Annotated in this window: 21 protein-coding genes; 1 reads left to right on the forward strand and 20 read right to left on the reverse strand. The window is 75.0% G+C overall.

The window, feature by feature from the left end; genetic code table 11:
* Window positions 1-175 precede the first annotated feature (175 nt).
* The 8 genes from RQM47_RS11945 to RQM47_RS11980 form a co-directional block, all read right to left on the reverse strand.
* On the reverse strand, window positions 176-4,573 hold the full coding sequence (locus RQM47_RS11945) for a CusA/CzcA family heavy metal efflux RND transporter (RefSeq protein WP_311662139.1): 4,398 nt from the start codon (window positions 4,571-4,573) through the stop codon (window positions 176-178).
* A 173-nt stretch (window positions 4,574-4,746) separates the two neighbouring features.
* Window positions 4,747-5,109, reverse strand: a complete 363-nt coding sequence (locus RQM47_RS11950; RefSeq protein ID WP_311662140.1) for a hypothetical protein — start codon at window positions 5,107-5,109, stop codon at window positions 4,747-4,749.
* A gap of 92 nt (window positions 5,110-5,201) precedes the next feature.
* Window positions 5,202-5,864: a PhoU domain-containing protein gene (locus RQM47_RS11955; RefSeq protein WP_311662141.1), complete on the reverse strand. Its 663-nt coding sequence runs from the start codon at window positions 5,862-5,864 to the stop codon at window positions 5,202-5,204.
* Window positions 5,865-6,006: 142 nt separating this feature from the next.
* A complete protein-coding gene (locus RQM47_RS11960) occupies window positions 6,007-6,684 on the reverse strand; it encodes a TetR/AcrR family transcriptional regulator (protein WP_311662142.1) in 678 nt (225 codons plus the stop codon).
* Window positions 6,681-7,064, reverse strand: a complete 384-nt coding sequence (locus RQM47_RS11965) for a hypothetical protein (protein WP_311662143.1) — start codon at window positions 7,062-7,064, stop codon at window positions 6,681-6,683. The genes RQM47_RS11960 and RQM47_RS11965 overlap by 4 nt, the downstream gene beginning before the upstream one ends.
* Before the next feature lie 172 nt (window positions 7,065-7,236).
* Entirely contained in the window at window positions 7,237-10,530 is a 3,294-nt protein-coding gene (locus tag RQM47_RS11970; RefSeq protein WP_314009146.1) for an efflux RND transporter permease subunit, read from the reverse strand.
* 89 nt (window positions 10,531-10,619) lie between these two features.
* Window positions 10,620-11,909 carry an efflux RND transporter periplasmic adaptor subunit gene (locus RQM47_RS11975; RefSeq protein ID WP_314009148.1) on the reverse strand — a complete coding sequence of 430 codons (1,290 nt, stop codon included), beginning with the start codon at window positions 11,907-11,909 and terminating at the stop codon, window positions 10,620-10,622.
* A 76-nt stretch (window positions 11,910-11,985) separates the two neighbouring features.
* A complete protein-coding gene (locus RQM47_RS11980; RefSeq protein ID WP_314009150.1) occupies window positions 11,986-13,635 on the reverse strand; it encodes a TolC family protein in 1,650 nt (549 codons plus the stop codon).
* 69 nt (window positions 13,636-13,704) lie between these two features.
* Here RQM47_RS11980 and RQM47_RS11985 point away from each other — a divergent pair, with 69 nt between their 5' ends.
* Window positions 13,705-13,827 carry a hypothetical protein gene (locus RQM47_RS11985; RefSeq protein ID WP_314009152.1) on the forward strand — a complete coding sequence of 41 codons (123 nt, stop codon included), beginning with the start codon at window positions 13,705-13,707 and terminating at the stop codon, window positions 13,825-13,827.
* A gap of 79 nt (window positions 13,828-13,906) precedes the next feature.
* Here RQM47_RS11985 and RQM47_RS11990 read toward each other — a convergent pair whose 3' ends face one another.
* From RQM47_RS11990 to RQM47_RS12045, 12 genes are all read right to left on the reverse strand, one after another.
* Window positions 13,907-14,380 (reverse strand): GbsR/MarR family transcriptional regulator, encoded by a 474-nt coding sequence (locus tag RQM47_RS11990; RefSeq protein ID WP_314009154.1) that lies wholly within the window; start codon window positions 14,378-14,380, stop codon window positions 13,907-13,909.
* Window positions 14,381-14,488: 108 nt separating this feature from the next.
* A complete protein-coding gene (locus RQM47_RS11995) occupies window positions 14,489-15,355 on the reverse strand; it encodes an SdiA-regulated domain-containing protein (RefSeq protein ID WP_311662148.1) in 867 nt (288 codons plus the stop codon).
* A 17-nt stretch (window positions 15,356-15,372) separates the two neighbouring features.
* Entirely contained in the window at window positions 15,373-15,690 is a 318-nt protein-coding gene (locus RQM47_RS12000) for a PepSY domain-containing protein (protein WP_311662149.1), read from the reverse strand.
* A gap of 63 nt (window positions 15,691-15,753) precedes the next feature.
* Entirely contained in the window at window positions 15,754-16,086 is a 333-nt protein-coding gene (locus tag RQM47_RS12005; protein ID WP_311662150.1) for a PepSY domain-containing protein, read from the reverse strand.
* 64 nt (window positions 16,087-16,150) lie between these two features.
* A complete protein-coding gene (locus tag RQM47_RS12010; RefSeq protein ID WP_311662151.1) occupies window positions 16,151-17,653 on the reverse strand; it encodes a sensor histidine kinase in 1,503 nt (500 codons plus the stop codon).
* Window positions 17,634-18,308, reverse strand: a complete 675-nt coding sequence (locus RQM47_RS12015) for a response regulator transcription factor (RefSeq protein WP_314009155.1) — start codon at window positions 18,306-18,308, stop codon at window positions 17,634-17,636. The genes RQM47_RS12010 and RQM47_RS12015 overlap by 20 nt, the downstream gene beginning before the upstream one ends.
* A gap of 300 nt (window positions 18,309-18,608) precedes the next feature.
* A complete protein-coding gene (locus RQM47_RS12020; protein ID WP_311662153.1) occupies window positions 18,609-19,775 on the reverse strand; it encodes a porin in 1,167 nt (388 codons plus the stop codon).
* A gap of 42 nt (window positions 19,776-19,817) precedes the next feature.
* Window positions 19,818-20,597: a hypothetical protein gene (locus RQM47_RS12025; RefSeq protein ID WP_311662154.1), complete on the reverse strand. Its 780-nt coding sequence runs from the start codon at window positions 20,595-20,597 to the stop codon at window positions 19,818-19,820.
* 144 nt (window positions 20,598-20,741) lie between these two features.
* The gene (locus RQM47_RS12030) at window positions 20,742-21,167 is read right to left on the reverse strand and encodes a hypothetical protein (protein WP_311662155.1); all 426 of its coding nucleotides are present in this window, start codon (window positions 21,165-21,167) and stop codon (window positions 20,742-20,744) included.
* A gap of 11 nt (window positions 21,168-21,178) precedes the next feature.
* Window positions 21,179-21,796 carry a DUF3124 domain-containing protein gene (locus RQM47_RS12035; RefSeq protein WP_311662156.1) on the reverse strand — a complete coding sequence of 206 codons (618 nt, stop codon included), beginning with the start codon at window positions 21,794-21,796 and terminating at the stop codon, window positions 21,179-21,181.
* 29 nt (window positions 21,797-21,825) lie between these two features.
* Window positions 21,826-23,016 carry an AI-2E family transporter gene (locus RQM47_RS12040; RefSeq protein ID WP_311662157.1) on the reverse strand — a complete coding sequence of 397 codons (1,191 nt, stop codon included), beginning with the start codon at window positions 23,014-23,016 and terminating at the stop codon, window positions 21,826-21,828.
* Between the two features lie 166 nt (window positions 23,017-23,182).
* On the reverse strand, window positions 23,183-24,433 hold the full coding sequence (locus RQM47_RS12045; protein ID WP_314009156.1) for an MFS transporter: 1,251 nt from the start codon (window positions 24,431-24,433) through the stop codon (window positions 23,183-23,185).
* Window positions 24,434-24,463: the final 30 nt, after the last annotated feature.

Raw genomic sequence — 24,463 nt, forward strand, 5'->3', positions numbered from 1 at the left:
GCAGGCAGCGGGCCGGCGAGAACCGCCCCACCCCGCCCGTAGGAGCGACCGGCGGTCGCCCGCCGGCCGAGACAAAACCCACCCCGCCCGCGGCGTGGGCGGGGTGGCGCCGTAGCGGCGTTGCGTGCAACGCCGTCGGGCCGCGGCGCATGGGTGGGGCGGGGCGGCCGCCGGGTCAGAACGCGGGGTCGAGGAGCGCGTCGACTTCCGTCCGCAGGCGGGCAGCGTCGAGGCGCGCGTCGAGCGCGTCGGCGCGCGTCTGGAGCAGGGCCGTCTGCGCCTGGAGCACTTCGAGGTAGCTCGCGGCCCCCTCGCGGCGCAGGCGGAGCGCGATGGCGTAGGCCCGCTCCGCCTGCGGCACCAGGCGCTCGGCGTAGAGGCCGGCCTGCTCGACGGCGGCGGCGAGCCGTGCGGCCCGCTGGCGGAGGTCGACCGCGAGGCCCACGGCGAGCCGGTCGCGCTCGGCCCGCGCGACCTCGACGGCGGCCGCGGCCGCCCGGTCCGGCGCGTCCGTCGCCAGCCGCGCGAGCGGGACCGCCACGCCGACGCGGCCGCCGAGGAAGCCGACCGCCCCGCCCTCGGTCTGGAGCGCGGCCTCGGCCCCGAACGACACGAGCCGCTCCGCCGCCACGGCGCGGGCGTCAGCCTCGGCCACGCGCACGGCGGCCTCGGCTGCCTGGAGGCGCGGGTTGGCCCGGACGAGGAGCGAATCCGTCGGGGCGAGCGCGTCCGCCCCGCCCTCAGGGAGCGGCTCGACCGCGAGCGGCAGGCGGTCCGCGAGCGCGGGCGGGGCGGTCGTGCCGAGGTAGGCGCCCAGCGCGGCGCGCGCGGCGCGGGCGAGTCCGGCGGCCTCGGCGCGGGCGCGCTCGGCCTGGGCGAGCGCGACCTCGGCCTGGAGCGGTTCGAGCGCGCCGGCCGCGCCCAGCTCCTGCCGCCGCGTCGAGGCGGTCGCAAAGCTCCGGGCCACGGCCACGGACGAGTCGGCGATCGCGAGCCGGGCGTCGGCGGCCACGGCCTCGACGTAGGCGAGCGCGGCCCGGAGGCGGACGCCCCGCCGCAGCGCGCCGCGCTCGGCCTCGGCCTGAGCCAAGAGCGCATCGGCCGCCCCGCGCTGGGCGCGGTAGAACGCCGGGAGCCGGAACGACTGCCCCACGCCGAGCGCCGTCTCGGTCCCCCCGAACCCGCCGTCGACCGTGGGCACGCGGTCGACGCCCAAGAAAAACTCGGTTGCTGGGAGGATCGCCGCGCTCTCGCGCCGGGCCGCCTCGCGGGCGACAGCCGCCGCCCCGCCCGCGAGCTCCGGCGCGACGGCCTCGGCGCGGTCGAGCGCGTCGGCGAGCGTGAGCGGGGCGTCCTGCGCCTGCGCCGCCCCGCCCGCGGCGAGGAGCGCGAGCCCGAGCGCCACCCCGCCCCGGCCGAGCCGCGCGGGCGGGGCGGGCGCGTGGCCGTCGCCCTGCGCGCTGGCCGGGGGCGGGGCGGCGCCCGAGCCGATCCAGGCGTAGACGGTCGGGAGCACGAAGAGCGTCAGGACCGTGCTCGTAACGAGGCCACCGATGACGACGGCCGCGAGCGGCCGCTGCACTTCGGACCCAGCGCCGCTGCCCAGCAGCATCGGCAGGAAGCCGACGCCCGCGAGCGTCGCCGTCGTGACGACCGCGCGGAGGCGCTGGTCGGCCCCCGCCAGGACCGCCTCGCGCGTCGGCAGCCCCTGCTCCTCGAAGCCGCGGATGGCGCCCACCATCACGAGCCCGTTGAGGACCGCGATGCCGAACAAGGCGATAAAGCCGACGCCGGCCGAGATCGAGAACGGCAGGCCCAGCAGGTACAGCATCGCCACCCCGCCCACGACCGACATCGGCACGCACAGGAAGATGACGGCCGCGGCCCGGGCCGACCCGAACGTCTGGTACAGGAGCACGACGATGAGCGCGAGCGCGATCGGGACCACGAGCGCGAGCCGCCGCGACGCCGCCTCCAGGTTCTCGAACTGGCCGCCGTAGGCCACGCGCGTGCCCGGCGGCAGGTCCACCTCGGCCCGGACGCGCGCCCGCACCTCGTCGACGAAGCCGGCCAGGTCGCGCCCGGCCACGTTCGACTGGACCGACACGAACCGGCTGCCCTCCTCGCGCGAGACCGACGCCGGCCCGGACTCGACGGCCACTGACGCGAGCGCCGAGAGCGGGACGCGCGCGCCCGTCGGCGTCACGACCGGGAGCGCCTCGATCGCGGCCGGGCTCGACCGCACGCCCGCCTGGAACCGGACGACGAGGTCGAACCGCCGCTCGCCCTCGTACACCTGGCCGGCCACCGCCCCACCCACGGCCGTCTCGACGATCCGGTTGAGCGCCGCGACCGTCAGCCCGTAGCGGGCGAGGGCGGGGCGGTCGGGGCGGACGACGAGCTGCGGGGAGCCCTCGGTCTGGTCGCGCGACACGGACGACGCGCCCGGCGTCTCGCGCACGATCCGCTCGATCTGGGCCGCGAGCGGGGTGAGGTCGTCGTAGTCCTCACCGAACACCTTCACGACGACGTCGCCGCGCGCGCCGGCCACGAGCTCGTTCGTCCGCATCTCGATGGGCTGGTAGAACTGGACGCCGGCCGGCACGTCCTCGACGGCCTCCTGCATGGCCGCCACGAGCGCGGCCTTCGTCCGCACCTCGCCGTCGACCTCGGGCCACGTGTGGCGCGGCTTGAGGATGACGTAGGCGTCGGTGATCTCGACGCCCATCGGGTCGGTCGAGATCTCGGGCCGGCCCGTGTTGCCGACGACGGTCTCGACCTCGGGGAACCGCACGAGCCGCCGCTCGACGTCGCCCGCGATCTCGATGGACTCGCTCAGCGACACGCTCGGGAGCCGGACGATCTGGGCCGCCACGTCGCCCTCGTCCAGTCGGGGGACGAACTCGGCGCCCAACCCGCCGAACCCGACCGCCGCCAGCGCGAACAGGAGCGCCGCCCCGCCCACGACGAGCCGGCGGGCGCCGAGCGCGCGGTCGAGGAGCGGGCGGTAGATCCGGTGCAGCCACGCGACGACCGGCGAGTGCTTGACCGGCTTCGTCGGGTCGAACACGAGCGAGCACATGACGGGCACGTAGGTCAGCGACAGGACGAGGGCGCCGACGAGCGCGAAGCTGACCGTCAGCGCCATCGGCGCGAACAGCTTGCCCTCGACGCCGCGCAGGAACAGGATGGGCAGGTAGACGACCAGGATGATGACCTCGCCGAACTGGGCCACCTTCCGCACCTCGAGCGTCCCGTCGCGCACGAGGTCGCGGAAGCCCTCCTTCGTGAGCCGCCCCGCCCCGCCCTCGTCCTGGACCACGCCGATCCGCCGGAGCACGTTCTCGACGATGATGAGCGAGCCGTCGACGACGAGCCCGAAGTCGATGGCGCCCAGGCTCATGAGGTTCGCGCTCTGGCCCGTGATCCACATGCCGATAAAGGCGAACATCATGGCCAGCGGGATCACGCTCGCGAGCACCAGCCCCGCCCTCAGGTTCACGAGCAGGATCAGGAGCACGACGATGACCAAGAGCGCGCCTTCGGCGAGGTGCTTCGCGACCGTCCGGATCGTGCGGTCCACGAGCGCTGTCCGGTCGTAGTACGGCTCGATGACGACACCGTCGGGCAGCGCCCGCTGGATCTCGGCGATCCGCTCTTTCACGGCCGAGACGACGACGCGGGCGTTCGCGCCCTTGAGCTGGAGCGCGAAGCCGGTCACGACCTCGCCCTCGCCGTCCTGCGTCGCGGCCCCAAAGCGGACGGCCGCGCCGTCGCGGACCTCGGCCACGTCGCCCAGCGTGACCGGCGTGCCGCCGCGCGTGGCGACGACCGACTGCCTCAAGTCCTCGGCCGACTCGACGAGGCCGGCCGTGCGGACCGCCAGCTGCTCCGGCCCGGTCTCGATCGTCGCCGCGCCCGCGTTCCCGCTCGCCTCGGCCGTCGCCTCGAACACCTCACGGAGCTCCAGCCCGTAGCCCGCGAGCCGGTCGGGGTCGACGAGCACCTGGACCTGCCGGAGCTCGCCGCCGATCGAGTTGACCTCGGCCAAGCCCGGCACGCCCAGCAGCTGCCGGCGGACGATCCAGTCCTGGACCGTGCGCAGCTCCATCGCCGAGAGGCGGCCGGTCGTGTCGCGGAGCGTGTACCGGAACACCTCGCCCAGCCCCGTCGAGACCGGCCCCAGCTCGGGCGTCTCGGCGCCCGGCGGGAGCTCGTCGTTCAGGCCGCGCAGCGCCTCCAGGATGAGCTGGCGACCGAAGTACGTGTCGACGCCGTCCTCGAAGACGACCGTCACGACGGAGATCCCCTGGCGCGAGAGCGAGCGGAGCTCGACCACGTCGGGCAGCGACTTCAGCGAGAGCTCGACCGGGACCGTCACGAACCGCTCGACTTCGAGCGGCGACAGCGCCGGCGCCTGCGTGAGCACCTGGACCTGGTTGTTGGTGACGTCGGGGACGGCGTCGACGGGCAGCCGCGTGGCGGCGTACAGGCCCGCGGCGACGAGGGCGGCGGTGCCGAAGAGGACGAGGACCCGCTGGCGGAGCGAGAACGCGACGATGCGATCGAACATGGGGGGACCGAGAACCGGGCGGGGCGGAGTCCCACCGGCCGCCGGGGACGGCGCGCGATTACGCGCGTCCGCAGGCAGCGGGCGGGGTGGTTCGGGCCGCGCCTCCAACAGGCGCGGCGGTCCACACGGGGCGGCGCTGCGGGTTCACCGAGCGCGAGAGCGTGCGGACGGTCCTAGACCAAGGGCACGTGGTCGAGCCCCAGCGGCTCGACCTCGGGCGGGGCGGCGACGAACGCGGCAAACGCGGCCGCCCCGCCCACCAACCGGGCGCCGACGTCGGGGACGACGCCGGTCGGCGCGAACACGACGTGGCAGAGGCAGTCGGCGAACGCGCCCGCGTGGCCGTCTGCGCCGTGGGCGTCGCCCGGCGCCGGGGCGGGGTGGGCGCCCGGCGCGAACGAGGCGTCCGTGTGCGCCTCACCGTGCTCGGCCGCCTCCGCCTCGTCGGCGCACGCGACGAGGTCCGTCGCCTGCACGGCGACGACGACCGCGAGGAGCGCGGCGAGAACGGGGAGGGCGCGGCGGAGCCGTGTCATGCGCGTCGAAGGTACGAGGGCGGGGAGGGGCGCCGCTCTAGGCTCCGGCGAATTGGCGTCCACCCCGCCCCAGACGCAGCGGGCGGGGCGGCCTACTCCTCGCTCCACGTCGGCGCGTTGCGCACCTGGTCGAACGGGAGCGCCACGGCCGAGATGATGTTCGAGAGGTGCGACGACACGCGCCCGATGATCCGGGCCGACATGGCGAGCACGGCGGCCGCGTTGGGCGAGAGGTCGGGGTCCGACGTGATCTCACGGAGGAAGGTGGCCACGTCGTCCTTGGTCTGGGCGTGCTCGTCCATGAGCGCGCGGGCCTCGCGCGAGTCGCCGCCAGTAAACGCCTGGCGGGCACGGGGGAACGCGGATTGGACCCGGTCGCGGACCACGCTCAGCGCTTCGACGTGGCGGCCCATCCGGGGGCGGTCGGCCAGCTCGGACACCTTCGCGAGCGTCTTCGCGAGGTCCCCGCACCGCTCGGCGTCCTGGACGACGGACACGAGGAGGAGGCTGAACGAGGTCTCGTGTTGGGGCGCGGCCACGATGTGCTCCAGGACGGCCCGGCGGACGGCCTGCTCGCCGTCGTTGACGCGGTCGTCGAGCGATCCCAGGTCGATGCGCAGCGGCTCGTTGTCGAGGAGGCAGCCGGTCGCCGCGGCGAACATCTCGGCGCTCGTGTCGAGCATGGCGGCCAGGTCGCGGACGGCCCGCTCGATGAGGGGCGGGCGGGCGCCGGTGAGGAAACGGAAGAGCTGCATGGGCGGGGGGATGCGTTACCGAATTGTTACGCACCGGGATACCCATTGGTGCCGCACCCGGCGTTTCCCCACCCCGCCCCGCTCTCCGAGGGCGGGGCGGCCCCTCTCCCACCCCGCCCCTGCGGAGCGGGCGGGGTGGCCGCTACTCCACCGGCCCCGCCGCGACACCGTCGAACAGGAGCGCCGTGAGGTAGTCGGCCACGCCGCCCGCGCCGGGTCCGCCCGCGTCCGGTCCACCCGAGCGGGGCGGGGCGGCGCACGCGTCGACGGTTTGGATGAGCGTCCCGATGAGCGCCCCGAACGCGACATGCGCCGTGAGGCGGGCCGGCACCGGGCGGAGCTCGCCGCGCGCCACGGCCCGCTCGATGGGCGGCACGAGCGCCTCGACGAGCCCGTCGCGCCGCGCCCGGAGCGCCTCCGCCTGCTCGCCCTCCCCGCCCGCGGCCAGCAGTTGGGGGACCTCGCGGAGGTGGACGCGCAGGAGATCGCGGTGGGCCTCGAAGTAGGCCGCCACGCGAGTGGCGAACGCGTGGAAGCGGCCCCGGAGCGGGGTGCCGTCCTCGGCCAGGTGGCGGTCGGCGAGGGCGTGGAGTTCGTCGAAGTGCTGACCCAGGACGGCCACGAACAGGCCAGCCTTGCCACCCTCGACGTGGTTGTAGATCGTCCCCTTGCCCACCTCGGCGCGCGCGGCGATCTCGTCCACCGTCGCGCCGAGGTAGCCGCGCTCGGCGAACGTGGCGCGGGCTGCGTCGAGGATCGCCGCCCGGAGCATCTCCTGCGCGCGCTCTTTCCAGGTCGGGAGGGGCTTCTCAGACGTCATCGGGTCAGGGGTGAGGTGGGCTCGTGGAGCCACCGGAGCGCGCCCTGCCAGTCGTCGCCGAAGCGGCGGACCGACGGGCCGCCGGCGGGGCGGTCGGCGGGGGGCGGGGTGGCGCCGACAAGGGCGATCCGGTCGACGGCGCCGGACAGCGGTGGCCGGCGCAGCGCCCGCCCGACGCGGAACTCGTCGCTCGTCAGGCTCTCGTCGACGACCAGGACGTCCTCGGCGAAGACGAGCAGCCGGAACGGGCCGCTCTCGGCCCACCGCAGGAGGTCGCCGAGCAACGCCTCGCGGTGCTCCTCGCCCACGGCCCCCACGAAGTACGCAGAGCGGACACGGGGTCCGGCGGGCGGGGCGGCCTCGGAGGTGGAGACGTACACGGGGCGGGGTGGCGGGTTTGGGCGGGTGGCCCCCTGGTGAGTATGTGTCCCCGCCCCGCCCTAGAGCACGGTTCGGGATGGTACAGGGTACTCGGTACGGAGTACGCAAGCGCCGCGCATGTGCAGGACCGTACCGCGTACCCGGTACCCCGTACCCAATCCGGAGGGTGCCTTAGTCCAGGGCGGGGACGGGCGCGAGGGCGGGGTCTGGGCGCTCGGTCGCGCTCGGCTCCGTCGTCGGGTCGCCGTGCGGGTCCTCGCGGCCAAGCTTGCCGCGGAACCACGCGCCCAGGTCGTCGAAGTAGGTGTAGGCCACGGGCACCACGATGAGCGTGAGGATCGTCGACGTGATGAGGCCGCCGATCACGGCCCGCGACATCGGCGCGCGGAACCCGCCGCCCTCGCCCAGCGCGAGCGCGCTCGGGAGCATGCCCGCGATCATCGCCAGCGTCGTCATGACGATGGGCCGGAGCCGGACCTGCCCGGCCTCGGCCAGCGCCTGGAACCGATCGACGCCCTCGCGCCGCCGCTCGTTGGCGTTGTCGATGAGCAGGATCGCGTTCTTGACCACGAGGCCGAAGAGCAGGATCACCCCGATCATCGACATCATGTTCAACGTGTCGTTGGTGAGCAGGAGCGCGACGAACACGCCGATGAGCGACAGCGGAAGCGACATCATGATCGCGAACGGCTGCGTGATCGACTCGAACTGCGAGGCCAGGATGAGGAAGATGAGGATGATGGCGAGCAGGATGGCCTGGATCACGTAGCCGCCGGTCTCGGCCAGCTGCTCGGTCTCGCCGCCGAACCCGACCGTGTAGCCGGCCGGGATGTCCATCTGGTCGAGCCGGGCCTGGATGGCCTGCGTGGCCTCCGACACCGAGAGGCCCGTGGCCGGGCTCCCCGAGATCGTCGCCGTCCGCTGGAGGTCGGTCCGGTCGATCTGGGACGGCGCCGTGCCCTCCTCGATGGCCGCGATCTGCTCGAGCGGGACCGACCCGCCCTGCGGCGTCGCGATCGGGATCTGCGCGATGTCGCGGACCGACTGGCGGAGCTCCGGGGCTACCTGGACGACCACGTCGCGCTCCTCGCCCGTCGGGTCCTGCCAGGTGGTCACCTCCTGGCCGGCCAGCTCGGGCCGCACCGTGCCCGCCACCCCGCCCACGGTCAGCCCGAGCTCGTTGGCGACGTTGCGGTTGACGGCGATCCGGAACTCCGGCCGCGGCTGGCCCAGCGAGTTCTGCACGTCGACGACCTCCGGGAGCGCGGCGACCTCGGCCTCGACGGCCTGCGCGAGCTCCTGGAGCCCCTCGACGTCCGGCCCCCGCACCTCGACGGCGAGCGGGGCGACCGCCCCGCCGATGCCGCCGGCGTCGAGCACCGACGTGGTCACGCCGAAGAGGGGCGCGAGCGTCTCGCGGGCGGCGGCCTGCACCTCCTGCTGCGTCCGGTCCCGCTCGCCGGTCCCGACGAGCGACACGAACACCTCGCCGGACGTGACCGTCCCGGTCTGCCCAGCGCCCACCGTCGTGTAGGTGTAGTCCACGCCGTCGAGGCTGCGGAGCGCCCTAGAGACCTGCTCGGCCTTGTCGCGCGTGTAGGTCAGGCTCGACCCGTCCGGCGTCTCGAACTGGACCACGAACTGGCTCTGGTCCTGGGGCGGCAGGAAGCTGCCGCCGATGAGCGGGAACAGGAACAGGCTCCCGACGAACAGGGCCGTCGCCCCGAGGACGGTCGTCTTGCGGTGGCGGAGCGCCCACTCGATGATGCCGTGGTAGCGGAGCGCGGTCCGGTCGAACCAGCGGTTAAAGGCCGAGATAGCGCGCTTGAGCGGATTCTTCGACGGCGCCCCGTGGCCGCCCTCGACGTGCGGGTCCACGCCCCAGTGGGCGGCCATCATGGGCGTGAGCGTGAACGCGACGAAGAGCGAGACGAGGACCGCGAAGGCGACCGTCAGCCCGAACTGGTAGAAAAAGCGGCCGACGATGCCGCCCATGAACGCGACCGGCACAAAGACGGCCACGATCGAGAGCGTCGTCGCCATGACGGCGAGGAAGATCTCCTTGGTGCCGTCGGCGGCGGCCTCGAAGTAGCCCTTCCCCATCTCGCGGTGCCGCACGACGTTCTCGATGACCACGATGGCGTCGTCGATGAGGATGCCGATGGAGAGCGAGAGCGCGAGCAGCGAGATGATGTTGAGCGTGAACCCGAGCACGCCCATGAGGATGAACGCCGCGATGACCGACACGGGCAGCGCGAGCGCCGTGATGACCGTGGCCTTCCCGTCGTTGAGGAAGAGCATGACGATCACGACCGTCAGGATGCCGCCCAGGACCAGCTCGAAGAGCGTGTCGTTGACCGAGTGCTCGATCGTGACCGAGTTGTCGCGGATCACCTGGAGCTCGGTTTGGGCGGGGAGGGCGGCCTGGATCTCGGCGACGGTCTCGCGCACGCCCTCGGCCACGTCGACCGTGTTGGAGCCGGACACCTTGAGGATGTTGAGGGCCACGGCCCGCTCGCCGTTCACGAGCGCGACCGACCGCTCCTCCTCGGTCGCGTCCCGGACGGTCGCCACGTCGCCCAGCCGGATCGGCGTGCCGCCGCGGTTGGCGACGACGATGTCGTTGAACTCGTCGGGCTCCTCGATGCGGCCGACGACGCGGACGAGCTGCTCGGCCGTGCCGCGCTCGACGCGGCCGGCGGGGACCTCGAGGTTCTGAGCCTGGAGCGCCCCGATCACCTCGTTCACGCTCACGCCCTGAGCCTGGAGCCGGGCGGGATCGACGTTGACGCGGATCTCGCGGGCCAACCCGCCCGCCACCTGCACCTCGCCGACGCCGGGGACGGCTTCGAGCTGGCGCCGGATGTCCTCGTCGGCGAGCGACGTGAGGTCCTGGATGGGGAGCGCGGTCGACGAGACGGCCAGCGACACGATGGGCTGGGCCGACGGGTCGAACGTCTGCACGAGCGGCTCCTCGATGTCGGCCGGGAGGTCGGCGCGGACCGTCGCGATCTTCGAGCGGATGTCGTTGGCGGCGTCGTCGGAGCTCCGGTCGAGGTCGAACTCGACGATGATCTGGGAGACGCCCTCGAGCGAGATCGACGTGATGCCGTCGACGCCCTCGACCGGGTTGAACGCCTGCTCGAGCCGCTCGGACACCTCGCGCTCGATCGTCTCGGGGCTCGCGCCCGGGTACACGGTCGTCACGGTGACGACCGGGATCTCGACGTCGGGGAACTGGTCGATGGGCAGGTTCCTGAGCGAGAACAGCCCGAGCACGATGAGCCCGAGCATGATCATCGACGTGAACACGGGGCGCCGGATGGCGACGCCGCTCAGGCCGGAGTAGCGGTCCTCATCGAGGTCGGGCTCGGCGGCCGGGGCGGGCACCTCGGCCGCGTGGTAGCCGGGGTCGTCCGAGAAGCCGTCGCCGTGGGGGCGGCCGTCGTTTGGTTGGTCAGTCATCGGAGTGCGGGCTCGGGGCGATTCACGGAGGCGGTTCGTCGGGGGTCCGGCGCCCTGGGCGTCTGGGTGGACCCGCCGGCTCACCGGCTTTACTGAGGGGCGACCGCGGACGCGGCGGCCGGGCGGGGCGGGGCGGCGCTGGACGAGGCGCCGGCGAGGCGCACGCGGGCGCCGTCGACGGTGTCGGTCGTAGGCGCGACGACCACGCGGTCGCCGGCCTGGATCTCGCCCTGCACGGCGATCACGCCGCGCGACGGGTCGCGCTGGACGATGCCGACGGGCTGCTGCCGGATCACGTCGTTGCGGACGACGAGCACGGACGCCGCCTCGCCGTCTTCGGTCTGGCGCGTGCGGACGGCGCTCTCGGGGACGAGGAGCGCGTCGTCGAGCGTCTCCGAGACGACGGTGCCGGTCGCGAAGAGGCCGCCGACCAGGCCGCTCGGGTTCGGGAGGCGGAGGAACACGGAGACCTGGCGCGAGGCGGGGTCGGCGGTGGCGACGACGCGCGAGACGGACCCGCGGAAGGTCTGGCCCGGGTACCCGTCGATCTGGAACACGACGGGGTCGCCGACGCGGACGCGGCCGGCCTCCCCGACGCCGACCTGCCCGCGCAGTTCGAGGGCGCTCGTGCTGACGACGGTGTAGAGCGTCTGGCCGGGAGCCACGGCCTCGCCGGGCTCGGCGGGGCGGGCACTGACGGACCCCGAGAGCGGGGACCGGACGGTCGTCCGGGCCGCCTGCTCGCCGGCGGCCGTGGCCTGCGACTGCGCGTTGGCCACCTGGCCGCGGGCGGCCGCGACCTGCCCGCGGGCGGCCGTGAGGTTGGCGCGGGCCGAGGCGACCTGGGCCTGGGCCGCCTCGACCTGCGCCTGGGCGGCCTGGTAGTCCAGCCGCGACATGGCCCCCTCGTTGTAGAGGAGCTGGGCGCTCGCGGCCTGCTCGCGCGCGAGCGCCAGCTGGGCCTGGGCGGCCTCGACGCCGGCCTGGGCGCTCGAGACGCCGGCCTCGGCGCTCGTCACGCCGGCCTCGGCGCTCCCGACGCCGGCGCGCGTGGCGGCGGCCTGGCTGCGGACGCCCTCGGCGATGACCGTCGCCATGACGGCCCCGCGCGAGACGCGGTCGCCCTCCTGGTAGCGGAGGCTCCCGAGGGTGCCGCCGACCTGGGCCTTGACGTCGACCTGCTGGGCGGGTTCGAGGGTGCCGGTGATCTGGATGCCGGACTGGATCTCACCCCGCTCGACGGCGGCCACGTCGGTCGAGGCCAGCACGAGCGGGGCGGCCTCGGCCTCGGCGGGGTCGGGGGCCTCGTCGCCGCCGCACGCGGCGAGGGCGAGGAGGAGCGGGAGGGCGAGGAGCGCCCGGCGGGGGGTCGCGGTCATCACGGTCGGAGACAAAGGGGCGGGGTGGGAAGAGGGCTGCCGGAGCGGGGGGGCAAGGGGCCACCCCGCCCGCGCGCTAGCCGTCGGACGGAAGCGGCGTGCCGCCGTCGGTGGGCGTGAGGGTGCCGGGCACGGTGTCCGACGGAGCGGGCGGGGCGGCGTCGGCGGGGTCGGCGAGCGGCTGGCCGGTCCCCATCGAGAACGGGGACGGGGTGCCGGTGGCGTCGGTGATCGACCGGGCGAGGTCGGTGTCGGCCGTGTAGAAGTTGGCGAGGGCCTGCACGAGGTTGCTCCGGGCCTGGAGCAGCCCGAGCCGCGCGTTCGAGACCTCGAGCTGGGTCGCGAGCCCCTCGCGGTACTGGAGGTCGGTGAGCCGGTAGACGCGCGCGGCCTGGTCGACCGTCGTCTGGCGGGCGGCGATGAGGGCGGCGGCCCGGCGCTTTTCGCGGAGGGCCTGCTCGACCTGGAGTTGGACGGCCTCGACGAGCTGGTCGCGTTGGAGCTCGGCCTGCAACAGCTCGACGCGCGCCTCGGCCACCTGGGCGCGCCGGCGGAACCCGTCGAAGATGGGGATCTGGACGCCGAGCGAAACGGTCCAGTCGGTCCGGGGGTCGCCGTCGAAGGCGAAGATCGACGAGGGGAAAAGGGTCTGCCCGTAGTTCGTCGTCAGCGCGACCGACGGGAGGTAGGCGGCCTTCTGGAGCCGGACCTGCTGCTCGCGGACGCCCACCTGGGCCTGGGCCGCGAGGATCGCCGCCCGCTGCGCCGTCGACGCGGCCGGGTCGATGTCGACGTCGGCGAGGGCGGCGGGCGGCGGGAGCGTGAGGTCGGTCGTGAGCACGACCGGCTGGTCGTAGGGGACGTTCGCGAGCCGTTTCAGGTTGAGCACGGCGAGGTCGGCTGCGTTCTGGGCCTGGACCTGCTGCGGGCGGAGGTTTTCGAGGTCGACCTCGGCCCGGAGCACCTCGAGCTCGGACGCCCGCCCCGCCCGCAGCCGGAGCCGCTCCTCGTCGAGGAACGCCTGCGCCTGCTCGATGGCGGCCTGCGAGATGCCGACGAGCTCCTGCGCCACGAGCGCCTGGATGTACGCCTGCTCCACCTGGAGCCGGACGTCGGCGACCTCCTCGACCTCGTTGTACGTCACGGCCTCGCGGACGCCCTTCGCGATCCGCGTGCCGACGAAGGCCTGCGGGGCGAACAGGACCTGCGAGCCGCTGAGCGAGGCGGAGTACGCGTTTTCCTGACCGAACGGGAGCCCCTCGAACAGGCCGCCGAGCGCGGCGAACGCGGCGCTCGACGCGTTCTGCTCGAGGTACGACACGCGCTCTTCGAGCGGGGCGGTCGGGTCGGGCCGGAACTGGAGCGAGTCGGGAATCTCGAGTCCGTTGCCCGAGTCGAACTGGGACGCCAGCGTCCGCTGGTAGCCCAGGTTGGCGCTGACCTGGGGGAAAAGCTGGGCGTAGGCGGCGTCGACCTGGGTCTCGGCGAGGTCGACCTGGGAGCGCGCGAGCTCGACCTCCTCGCTCTCGGAGAGCGCGCGCGCGACGGCGGCCTCCAGGCTGAGCGGGGCGGCCGGGCCGGTGGGCTCGGGCGGGTTGATCGGGACGACGCCCGAGTCGGGCAGGACGGCGGCCGTGGAGTCGGGGCGCGGGACCCGGGGGACGTCCTGCGCGGCGGCGCCGGAGGCGAGCACGGCGAACAGGCCGAGGGAGACGAGACGACGCATGGGGGGCGGCTTGATCGTTTGGTTCAGCACTCACTGAACCTGCGTGACTACACGTCCACCGCCCGACCGATGTTGCATGAAGTGGGCGCCAAGTCGGCGCCCCTCCACGCTTACCGCCCCGCCCAGCAGCTTGACGAGGTCCGCACGCAAGGTGGGGCACCGGGCGGGGTGGCGTGCCCCATTGTTTTCTAGGGGAAAGGCCGCCCGTCCGCGTCGGGAGCCCGGTGGCCGCCCCGCCCGCCGTCGCCTCAGCCGCCCCGCCCCGCCCGCGTCAGCGGCGGCGGGCGTTCTCGAAGGCCTCGGCCACCTCGGGGAGCTGGCGGGCCGCGATCCCGTAGAGGTCGCGCATCTCGCGGAGCCGCCACGGGTCGGCCTCGGGCGACCGCTCCTGGACGAGGGCGAGGCCGCGCTCGGCCGCCCCGTGCATCCGGCGGACGCGGTCGGTGGTCCAGGAGAGCACGCGCGCCCACGCGTCGGGCGCCATGCGGAAGTGGGTCCGGCGGTCGCCCGGGAGCGCGACGCGCTCGACGAGGCCGCCGTCGACGAGGAGCCGCGTCATGCTCGACACCGACCCCTTGCTCACGCCGAGCGCCTCGACGAGCTCGTCGAACGACTGGTGGGGCGGCTCGCAGACGAGGAGCCACCCGAGGATGCGGCCGGCGATCCGGGGCCGCCCGTGGTCCTCCAGGATGTGGCCGATGTCGTCGACGAACTGCGCCTCCTCGTCGGACAGGGTCGTCGGCATGGGCGGGGCGGGCTCGGGGGGCGGGCAACATAGCGCCGCCCCGCCCCGCCTTTCGGGCACGGGCGGGGCGGAGCTCAGGCGGCCGATCCGCGGGCGGGGTGGCCGCCTTTACGGCGCCGGCTCGTAGGCGAACCGGACGAGGACGGCCGGGCCGTCGCCGCCCTCGCTCGACACGAACGCGTCGCCGTTGGGGAGGAACGCGAGGCCCTCGGGCTGCTCGAAGGCGGCCGGGCCGAGGTCCCACGCGTCGACCACGGCGCCGTCGGCGTCGAGCGACACGAGCGCCTCGCGCTTCGACGACAGCACGACCGTGTGCCCGGTGAGGGGGTGGACGGCCAGAGCCGACGGGCGGAGCTTTTTCTCGCCCGGCACGGCGTCGCGGTCGAGCACGAGGACGGGCTCGGAGAGGAGCGCGTTCGCGTCCAGGTCGAAGGCGTAGACGCGGTTGAAGCCGTCGTCGTCCTCCTTTTTGCACGCGATCAGGAGGCGCTCCCCGTCCGTTCCCAGGCCCTCGGCGTCGCACGCCTTGGCGCCCAGGCCGGTCTCATACGTCGTCGCCCGGGCCTCGTCGCCGTCCCACCCGTCGAGCTCCAGGACGGCGCCGTCGGCGCGGAGCACGAACAGGCGGTCGCCCACGAGCTCGATCCCCTCGTAGTCGCCGGGCGGCCCGAACGGGACGACGGCCGTCACGCGGCCGGTCTCGGGGGAGAGCACGTAGAGGTCGCCGTCCTCGTCTTGGACGGCGCCGAGCGAGCCGTCGTCGAGGACGGTGAGGGCCGAGATCTCGACCAGCTCGTCGGGCAACTCGAAGCGGGCGACGGGCCGGTCGAAGCGGTACGGGCTCGCGGACGGCGCGCCGGGCGGGGCGGCCTCCGCCGGGGCGGGACGCGTCGCGGGCGGGGCGGAGTCGGCGGAGACTTCAGAGCCGCAGGCGGAGAGAGCCAGGGCGAGGCAGGCAGCGTGGAGAGCGGTCATGGGTCGGGGGGATGGGATCAGTCGCGCTCGAAGCACAGGACCTCGCCCGAGCCCGCGTCGACGACGACGTCGAACTCGGCCCGGTCCTGCGTCAGCTCGACCTCGTAGACGAGGAAGCCGTCTTCGTCGTCCAGATCGACGTCGGCGACGACGGCGCCGGGGACGGCGACGACCGCGGCGGCGCGGGCGTCCTCGACCGACACCGTCGGGCGGGCGTCGGCCGGGAGCGTCCCGGTGACGGGGCCGCACTCGGGGGCGGGGCGGTCCGCCAGCTGCGAGACGCCAAAGGCGACGGCGAGGACGGCGAGGGCGCCGAGGAGGAGGCGGGAAAGCATAGGTCGGAGACGGTCAAACGTCTGGGCGGCCCGGCAGAGAACCCCGCCGGGCCGCAGCGTGGACTAGTCGCGCTCGGCGCACAGGACCTCGGCGGTGCCGGCATCGACCTCGACCTCGAACTCGACGCCGTCGCGCCAGAGGTCGACCTCGTAGACGAGGAAGCCGTCCTCCTCCTCCAGCTCGATTTCGGTCACGGTCGCGTCCGGTACGGCGCGGAGGGCGGCGTCGCTGGCGTCCTCCGGGGACACGCGGGCCATGTCGGGCTGAATGAGGTCGCCGTCGGCGACGCGGATCGTGCCCTGGAGCGGGCCGCACTCGTCGAGCGGGGTGGTCTGGGCGCTGGCGGCCGGCGCGAGGGCGAAGGCGAGGGCGGCGGCGGAAATGAGAGTCTTCATGGGTCGGGGCGGGGTGGTTGTGCCCCTCGTACCGCCCCGCCCTTGCCCGTCCCTTGCGGGCCGCTTACAAAACCGACAGGTTCGCCGCCCCGCCCGAGGCCGCCCCGCCCGGCCCATCGACCGGGAGCGCCAGCGTGAACGTGGAGCCCTCTCCCACCCCGCTCTCGGCCGTAACGCGTCCCCCGTGCGCCTCGGCGATCGCGCGGGCGAGGCCCAGCCCCAGCCCGAGCCCCCGCTCGTGGCGCGTCCGTTCGGAGCGGTAGAGCCGGTCCCAGACGCGTTCCAGCTCGTCGGGGGCGATGCCGGCGCCCGTGTCGCGGACCGCCACCCAGGCCTCCGCCCCGCCCGGACGGCCCGCGTCCCGCCCGGTCGTCACCGTCACGCGGCCGCCCGGCGGCGTGTACTTGACCGCGTTGTCGACGAGGTTGGCGAGCGCCCGGCGGAGCCGCGCGGCGTCGGCCCGCACCGCACCGCCCCGCCCGAGGTCGGCAGATAGCGTGACGTTCTTTTCCGACGCCGCGAGCTCGTAGAGGTCGGCCACGTCGCGGGCCAAGCCGTCGAGGTCGACGGGCGCGAGGTCGAGGTGGAGGGCGCCGCTCTCGGCCTCGGCCACGTCGAGGACCGTGTCGAGCGTGTCCTGGGCCGCCTCCGCCGCCTCGACCACGCGCGCGAGCGCGGCGCGGTACGCTTCGGGCTCGCGGTCGCGGCGGAGCGCCAGCTCGGCCGTCCCGCGGACGGCCGTGAGCGGCGTGCGGAGGTCGTGGGCCACGTCGTCGAGCGTGTGCCCGAGCCGGTCCACGAGCGCCTCGACGCGGTCGAGCGTCCGGTTGAACAGGCGGAGCAGGTCGGCCAGCTCGCCCCGCTCGGGCTCGACCGGCGCCCGGCGGCGGACGTCGCCCGTGTCCGTGATCGCCTCCAGCGTAGCGACGATCCGGCGGACCGGACGGAGCGCGCGCGCGGCCATCACGCCGCCCCCAAGGAGGGCCAGGAGCACGAGCGGCACGGCGACGACGGGGAACACGCGCGGCAGCGCTTCGAGCGCGTCGTCGCGCTCGTCGGAGCTGAACCCGACCTGGAGCCCGTCGCCCGACGCCAGCCGCCGCGCGAGCACGTCGAGCGTCTGCCGCTCACGCGCGTTCACGATCACCGCCGGCGTCTGGCCGAGCGGCCCGTCGAGCGCGCCGACGTCGCCGGGCCGCCAGGCGTCCGGGAGCACGAGCAGGCGGACCGCCCCGCCCCGCCCGGCGATCCGGATCAGGACCTCCTCGCCGCGGTCGTCGGCCTGGAGCCGGGCCGCGTAGCGGCGGACGCCGTCGACCCCGCCGGCCGCGTACACCCGCTCGACGGCGCCCAGCTGGTCGCGGAGGTAGGCCGCGTCCTGGCGCGCGAGGACGAACCCGTAGGCGGCATAAGCCAGCCCCAGCAACACCGCCGCGCTGACGGCGAAGAGCGCCGCGTAGCTCAGCGCGAGGCGGACCCCGAACGGGCTCCGCCACCCCGCCCCGCCCGCCCGCGCCGCCGGGCGGGGCGGGGCGGGGAGACCGGCGTCAGGGCGTGCGGAGGACATAGCCGGCGCCGCGGACGGTGTGGATGAGGGCCGGCTCGAACGGCTCGTCCACCTTCTGCCGGAGCCGGTGCACGAGCACCTCGACGACGTTCGTGCGCGGGTTGAAGTCGAAGTCCCACACGGCCTGGTGGATGGCCGTCTTCGAGACCACGCGGTCAGCGTTGCGGACGAGGACTTCGAGGAGCGAGAACTCGCGGGGCTGGAGGTCGAGCGCCTCTCCGGCGCGCGTGGCCTCGCGCGCGAGGAGGTCGAGCGACACCGGCCCGGCCACGAGCCGCGTGGTCTCGGGCGCGCCCGTGCTCCGCCGGACGAGCGCCTGCACGCGGGCCAGCAGCTCGGCGAACGCGAACGGCTTCGTGAGGTAGTCGTCGCCGCCGGCCTGGAGCCCCCGCACGCGGTCGTCCACCGTCCGCTTCGCGCTCAGGATGAGGACCGGCGTGGCGACGCCGGAGCCGCGCATCCGCTCGATGAGGCCGAGCCCGTCGAGGCGCGGGAGCATGAGGTCGACGACGGCCGCGTCGTACGGCTCGTTGACCGTGAGCGCGTACGCTTCCTCGCCGTCCGCCGCGTGGTCGACGGCGTAGCCGGCCTCCTGGAGCCCGGTGCAGACAAAGTCGGCGATGGCGGGGTCGTCCTCGACCACGAGCACGCGCATGGAACGTCGGGGTGTGGGGCGGCGGACCGGCCCGGTGTGGGCGGGGCGGGGCAGGCGACCGGGACGCGGCCGCCCCGCCCGTCTAGCCGGGGGCGGGGAGGTCGACGTCGAGCGACCGGACGTGGGCGTTGACCTGCCCCGCGCACGGGGCGGGGCGGCGAAAACGGAGCAAGGGCGGGGCGGTCCAACGCCGGCGGCCGGGCGGGGTTTGCCGCCCCGCCCCGCCCACTGGGGCACCGGGTACGCAGCCCGGGAAGCCTACCGAGGAAAACCGTACCCCGTACCCCGTACCTCCCCGCCCTACAGGTCGATCTGGACGCGGCCCACGACGAGCGTCTCGTCGGGCGGGCCGGCGGCGTCGCCGAACCCGTCGAGCGCCGTCCGCTCGACCGTCACGCCGAGCCGCACGGCGGCGACCGGCGACCAGTGGGCGGCCAGCGCCCAGGCCAGCGCCCGCTGCGCGCGCTCGGCCGCCGCGAGCGGGGCGGCGTCGGGGTCGACGTGCAGGCCGTGGACGCGGGCCGACACCTCGACGGCGCCCGCCCCGCCCGCCGTGAGGGACCGCCGCGGCACGGGCCGCTCGGCGCCCTGCGGCTCGCCCACGAGCACGACCGAGGCCGCCGCCTGCCACGCCCGGTGCGCGACCGTCACGTCGCCGCCGCCCGGCCCGGCCAGCCGGTGCCGCGCGAGCGTCCACTCGCCGAGCACGTAGAGCGGCCCCACGTCGAGCGTCGCCTGCGGCGCGAGGCGGAGGCGCGCGCCGTCAGCGCGGACGCCCGGGGCGTAGTCGAAAAAGGTCCGGTCGCCCGACGTCTCGTAGTCGGCGAGGTCGTCCTCGTCGTCCGTGCCCCGCTCGGTCCCGGCCGCCACGGCGACGCCCACGCCCAGGCCGTCGAGCGGGCCGCCCGGCCGCGCGAACACGCGGGCCGCCGCGTCCGGGCCGGCGCCCCACGCGCGGTTCGCGCTTGACCCGTCGGGGACCCCGTTGAACAGGCCGGCCTGCGCCTCGACGTGCTCCGCCTCCCACGTCAGCATCGCGCCCAGGTCGCGGCGCGGCGAGAGCGCCGTCGGGAGCGCGCGCTCGGCGAACCGGAGGTCGGACGACGACAAGAGCGACTCGTACCCGACCGGCGTCTTGAACCGGCCGACCTGGGCCTCCACCCCGCCCCCCAGCGCCGCCCCCACGTAGCCATCGAGGATCTCGACTTCGCCCTCGCCGAAGCCCGGCTCCAGGACCACCCGGTACCGCCCGTCGATCTCGGCGGCGAGCTCGAACCGCGCGCGGCGGAGGAGGAAGCCCGGCGACCCGCCCGTGGGTCCGCCGGGGAACGCGCGGACGTCGGCGTGGATCTTGGGCTCGACGGTGACCACGACGCGCCCGTCGGACGAGGCGAACCCCACCCCGCCCGACTGCGCGAGCGCGGGCGGGGCGGCGAGGCAGAGCGCGACGAGAAAGGAGCGGAGCACGGGCGGAGTGGGATGTGGGCGGGGCGGGATCGCCACGCGGTGTCAGAGCAGGAGCAAGAGGCCGGCGTAAGCGACCGCGCCCAGGAGGAGCGCGCTGAACCGGCTTTTCCGCTCTTCCGGGAGCTCCTCCTTGAGCACGTTGAGGATCACCCCGCCCCCGAGGAAGGCCGTGATGCCGGCGATCGCCAGTTCGGACACCTCGAACGCCGCCCCCAGCGCCCACCCCGCCAGCACGGACGCGACCAGCACCCACCGCCCCACGCGCTCCCACGACCGCTGGTAGTCGGTGCGGAGGCCGTAGTCGGTCACGACAAAGTGGAGCGCCATCGCGACCGCGAAGACCGCCAGCCCGAGCGCCCCCGGCTCCTCGCGGTGGACGAGGAGGTAGCCGATGATGGCGTTGTAGAGCGCGAACGAGCCCAGGTGCACCCAGAACCCCGCCCCGCCCGCCGTCCCGTTCCCCGACGCCGACGCCGCTCGGCTCGGCGCGTCCTCGTCTCCGGCCGCCTCGCCCTCGCCGCGGTGGAGGCCGCCCGACTTTTTCGCCAGCCGCTCGGCGCCGTAAAACACGAGCAGGCCTGCCAGCGCGAGCAGGTACACCTCCTGCTCGAACATCCCGAACAGCCCGCCGCTCCGGGCCGAGGCCGCCGACTGCCCCTCGGCCAGCTCGGGCATGAGGTGCACGAACACGTAGGCGACCGACACCCCGCCCGCCCCGCTCAGCCACCGGCTCCGCGGCGTGCCGTCGAGGAACCGGAGCCGGGCCGCCACGAGGTGGACGCCGGCCAGCACGAGGGCGGCGACCAAGGCGAGGCCGATCACGACGCGGCCCCTGGGCTCGGCGGGAGCGCGCGCGGCGCGGCGGGCCGGGGCTCGGCGGCAGGCGGAGTCAACGGGGGCACGTCCAGACGGGCGGCGGGGCGGGGCGGCGAGCGCCCAAGCTAGCCCCCGCCCCGCCCCAGCGGCTCAGGCCGTCGCCGGTCGCCGCGTGCAGTACCACCCGAGAAAGGCCCCCCAGATCACCACGTTGAAGAACAGGGAGAGCCCGAGCCCCCGCACGTCGCCGCCGAGAAAGATCGGCGTGCCCGTCGCCGGCGCCACGACGACCCAGAACCACAGCGTCGGGAGCACCGCGAACGCCATGCCCTTCCAGACGGCCGAGCGCGGGACGAGCCACGCGTAGATCAGCCCCCAGACCCCGCCGCTGAGCGCGAACAGGACGGCTCCGAGCACGTGGTCGAGCGCGCCGTGCGTCCCGAACGCCGTGCGGTAGGTCCCCACGAACCCGGGCGCGCCGCCCCACCCGGCCGCCCACTGGGCGTAGACCAGGGCGGCGAGGACGAGCGCGCCGAGCGCGCCGGCGACGAAGCCGGTCTGGAAGCGGGAGGGCATGGGCGGGGTGGCTAGGGGAGGTCGGGCGGGGCGGCCGCCCCGCCCAGCGAGCGGACCACCCGGCCCCGGGTGAGGAGCGAGATGCCCTGGTTCTGCGCCGTCGACACCATGACGGCCTCGACGATCGGCGGGCTCACCTCGGCCGCCGCCTCCCACTCCACCAGGAAGGTGGCGCCCACGCCGCCCGTCCGGTCGCGGGCCTCGACCACGAACGCCTCCGACGACAGCGGGCCGAGCTGGAACGGCCGCTCGGCGTAGCCCCGAACGCGCCGGCCGCCGGAGTCGTAGTACCCCACCGACGCCACGGTGATCGCGCGCTCGGGGTCCGTGTTGCGGACGCTGAGCGTGGTCGTGAGGTCGAGCTCGCGCGTGCCGTCCTGGTGGAAGATGTGGGAGTAGGCCGGGACGTAGACCGTCTGCCCGACGACCGCCTCGCCCCCGACCACCCTGCCCGCCTCGGCCGCCCCGCCCGGGACGTCAGGCGCGGCCGCCCCGCCCTCGGCCGCACGGCCCTCCTCCACCCCGCCCACGGCCGCCCCGCCCGCAGGCGGCGGCCCGTCGGGGGCGCACCCGGCGGCGACGGCGACGGCGAGGGCCACGGCAAAGCGGGCGGGGCGGGAGCGGAGCACGGGCGGGGGGGCGGGGTGGAACGCGGGCGTCAGGACGCGGCCTCAGGCACGGCCGCCGCCGGCCGCGCCTCCACGGGCGGCGGGTCGTCGGGCAGCGCGTCCGTCTCGTGGAGCACGAGGCGCCCGTCGTCGGTCTTCGACAGCTCGATCTGGAGCGTGCGCAGCCCGAGCAGGTCGTAGCTGTACAGCTCGCGGACCAAGACGATCAGGCACGCCAGCAGCGGGACGGCCAGGAGCAGCCCCAGCGCCCCGAACGCCAGCGTCACGACAAGCTGGAACAGGAGCACCACGCCCGCCGGGATCGCCAGCTGCGACTTTACGATGGACGGCGTGAGCACGTTGCTCTCGAGAAGCTGGATGGCGAGGTAGGCCGCGACGTACAGGAACACCCGCGACGGGTCGCCGCTGGCCAGCGCGAACACCACGATGGGCACGACCGGCAGAATCGACCCGATGTTGGGGATGAACGTGGCGATGCCGGCGAAGACGGCGACGACGAGCGCGCCCGGCATCCCCAGGATCAGCCCCAGCACCACCCAGACGAGCGTCGTCGTGATCGCGATCGAGAGCGAGAGCGCCGTGATCCACGTCCGCACCGTGCTGTAGAGCTCGTTCCAGAGGAACACGACGCGGGCGTGGGCGCGCTCGGGGAACAGGTAGAGGCTGCCCCGGACGTACGTCCGGGGGTCGGTGATGAAAAAGAGCGAGACGAAGATGACGATGCCCAGGTGCACGAGCGCGGCCACGAGCGTGCTCACGCCGCCGAGCACGACCGGGGCCACGGCCAGGCTGCCCTCGACGACGCGGCGGAGGAGCGCCTGCGCCCGCTCGGTCGACAGCTCCGCGGTGCCGTCGAGCGGCGGGAGCGCCTCGTACCAGAACTCGCCCTGAGTCCGAAGGTCCGCGTACACGTCCGACAGCCCGCCGATGGCCGCCGGAAGACCGCCGACGAGGTCGCCCAGCCCGCTGAGCAGGCGCGGCAGCACGAGCAGCAGGAGCGCGACGGCCACGACGCCCATCCCCAGGGCCGAGATGGCGATCGCCCAGCCGCGCGGGAGCCCCACCCGCCGGAGCCACCCCGCCGGGATGCTGATGCCGACGGCGAGCACGGCCGCGGCGAACCCGTAGAGCAGCGTGTCGCGCGCCGTCCACAACCCGACGACGACGACGACGGCGACGAAGCCGATGAGCACGCGCTGGACGAAACGGCCGAGGGTCATGGGCGGGGTGGCGTCGGGGAGCGGCACGCGGGCGGGGCGGGAAAGGGAGAGCGGGCCGAGGCCCCGGCCCGCGGCCGCATCCTACGGACAGCGGAGCCCCGCGCGCACGCCGCCTCCACCCCGCCCCGCTCGCCACCCCGCCCGCGCACTCGGGCGGGGCGGCGCCTCACGGGCCGGGCGCGTCCGCGCGGCGGACCTGCTCGTCGCGCGCCGCCGGCAGCCCGACGGCCACCTTGACGACGAGCACGACGACGAGCGAGAGGAGCGGGACCGTCCACCCGCCGGTCAGGTCGTGGAGCCCGCCGAAAAGCGCCGGCCCGACGGCCGCCACGAGGTAGCCGACCGACTGCGCCATGCCCGACAGCTCGGCCGCCGTCTCGGGCGTGTCGGCGCGGATCGCGAGGAACAGGAGCGAGAGCCCGAACGAGCCGCCCAGCACGAACCCCAGGAGCCCGACCCACACGCCCACGAGCGTCGTCCCCGCGAACAGCAGCCCGGCGAGCGCGACGGCCTCCAGCACGGCGAGCGTCCAGATGATCGGGCGCTGGTCGCGCATCCGCCCCGCCCACAGCGGCGCGACGGCCGAGCCCGCGATGCCGGCCGCCTGCGAGAGCGCGAGCATCCACCCCGCCTCCTCCGCGTTCAGCCCGCGGCTCTGGAGGAGGTCCGGGAGCCACGCGAGGATCACGTAGAAGGCCAGCGACTGAAGGCCCATGAACAGGGCCACGGCCCACGCGAGCCGCGAGCGTCCCAGGTCGCGGAGCGAGTCGAGGACCGTCCCACGCCGGGCCGTCCGCGTCCGGCGGCGGAGCTGGGGCGCCCACACGGCGAGCGCGGCGGCGGCCAGGAGCGCCCACGCCCCCAACGCCCCGCGCCACCCGACGGCGGCCGCGAGGGGCACGCTCACGCCCGCGGCGACGGTCGCGCCCAGCCCCATCGCGCTCGAATACAGGCTCGTCATCGGCCCGGAGCGGTCGGAAAAGTCGCGCTTGACGAGGGCGGGGAGGAGCACGTTGCCCAGCGCGATGCCCACGCCCAGGACCACGGTCCCCGCGAACAGGAGCGCCACCGACGGCACCGCGCGGACCGCCACCCCGCCCCCGATGAGCACGAGCGCGAGCCCGATCGCGCCCTCCATCCCCAGCCGCCGCGTCACGACGGGCGTGAACGCCGAGACGACGCCGAAGGCGAGCAGCGGGAGCGTCGTGAGCAGCCCGAGCGCCGTGTTCGACAGCCCGGTCGCCAGCCGGATGTCGGCGACCAGCGGCCCGACGCCCGCCAGCGCCGGCCGGAGGTTGAGGGCGACGAGGACGATGCCCACGACGAGCAGCGCCCGGCCCGACGGGGGAATCGACGCGGGCGTGGCGGCGGCGGACGGCGTGGCGGCGGGCGGGGCGGTGGCGAGCGGGGCGGGCACGGGCGGCGGGTCAGGGGTCACAGGCGGCGG

This window comes from Rubrivirga sp. S365, from assembly GCF_032248475.1.
In the GTDB taxonomy this organism is placed as follows: Bacteria; Bacteroidota; Rhodothermia; order Rhodothermales; family Rubricoccaceae; genus Rubrivirga; species Rubrivirga litoralis.

What these genes read in the sequence shown, in the direction of transcription:
- RQM47_RS11945 (WP_311662139.1), bottom strand. Translation starts at nt 4,573, where the DNA reads ATGTTCGATCGCATCGTCGCGTTCTCGCTCCGCCAGCGGGTCCTCGTC.
- RQM47_RS11950 (WP_311662140.1), bottom strand. Translation starts at nt 5,109, where the DNA reads ATGACACGGCTCCGCCGCGCCCTCCCCGTTCTCGCCGCGCTCCTCGCG.
- RQM47_RS11955 (WP_311662141.1), bottom strand. Translation starts at nt 5,864, where the DNA reads ATGCAGCTCTTCCGTTTCCTCACCGGCGCCCGCCCGCCCCTCATCGAG.
- RQM47_RS11960 (WP_311662142.1), bottom strand. Translation starts at nt 6,684, where the DNA reads ATGACGTCTGAGAAGCCCCTCCCGACCTGGAAAGAGCGCGCGCAGGAG.
- RQM47_RS11970 (WP_314009146.1), bottom strand. Translation starts at nt 10,530, where the DNA reads ATGACTGACCAACCAAACGACGGCCGCCCCCACGGCGACGGCTTCTCG.
- RQM47_RS11975 (WP_314009148.1), bottom strand. Translation starts at nt 11,909, where the DNA reads ATGACCGCGACCCCCCGCCGGGCGCTCCTCGCCCTCCCGCTCCTCCTC.
- RQM47_RS11980 (WP_314009150.1), bottom strand. Translation starts at nt 13,635, where the DNA reads ATGCGTCGTCTCGTCTCCCTCGGCCTGTTCGCCGTGCTCGCCTCCGGC.
- RQM47_RS11985 (WP_314009152.1), top strand. Translation starts at nt 13,705, where the DNA reads ATGTTGCATGAAGTGGGCGCCAAGTCGGCGCCCCTCCACGCTTACCGC.
- RQM47_RS11990 (WP_314009154.1), bottom strand. Translation starts at nt 14,380, where the DNA reads ATGCCGACGACCCTGTCCGACGAGGAGGCGCAGTTCGTCGACGACATC.
- RQM47_RS11995 (WP_311662148.1), bottom strand. Translation starts at nt 15,355, where the DNA reads ATGACCGCTCTCCACGCTGCCTGCCTCGCCCTGGCTCTCTCCGCCTGC.
- RQM47_RS12000 (WP_311662149.1), bottom strand. Translation starts at nt 15,690, where the DNA reads ATGCTTTCCCGCCTCCTCCTCGGCGCCCTCGCCGTCCTCGCCGTCGCC.
- RQM47_RS12005 (WP_311662150.1), bottom strand. Translation starts at nt 16,086, where the DNA reads ATGAAGACTCTCATTTCCGCCGCCGCCCTCGCCTTCGCCCTCGCGCCG.
- RQM47_RS12010 (WP_311662151.1), bottom strand. Translation starts at nt 17,653, where the DNA reads ATGTCCTCCGCACGCCCTGACGCCGGTCTCCCCGCCCCGCCCCGCCCG.
- RQM47_RS12015 (WP_314009155.1), bottom strand. Translation starts at nt 18,308, where the DNA reads ATGCGCGTGCTCGTGGTCGAGGACGACCCCGCCATCGCCGACTTTGTC.
- RQM47_RS12030 (WP_311662155.1), bottom strand. Translation starts at nt 21,167, where the DNA reads ATGCCCTCCCGCTTCCAGACCGGCTTCGTCGCCGGCGCGCTCGGCGCG.
- RQM47_RS12040 (WP_311662157.1), bottom strand. Translation starts at nt 23,016, where the DNA reads ATGACCCTCGGCCGTTTCGTCCAGCGCGTGCTCATCGGCTTCGTCGCC.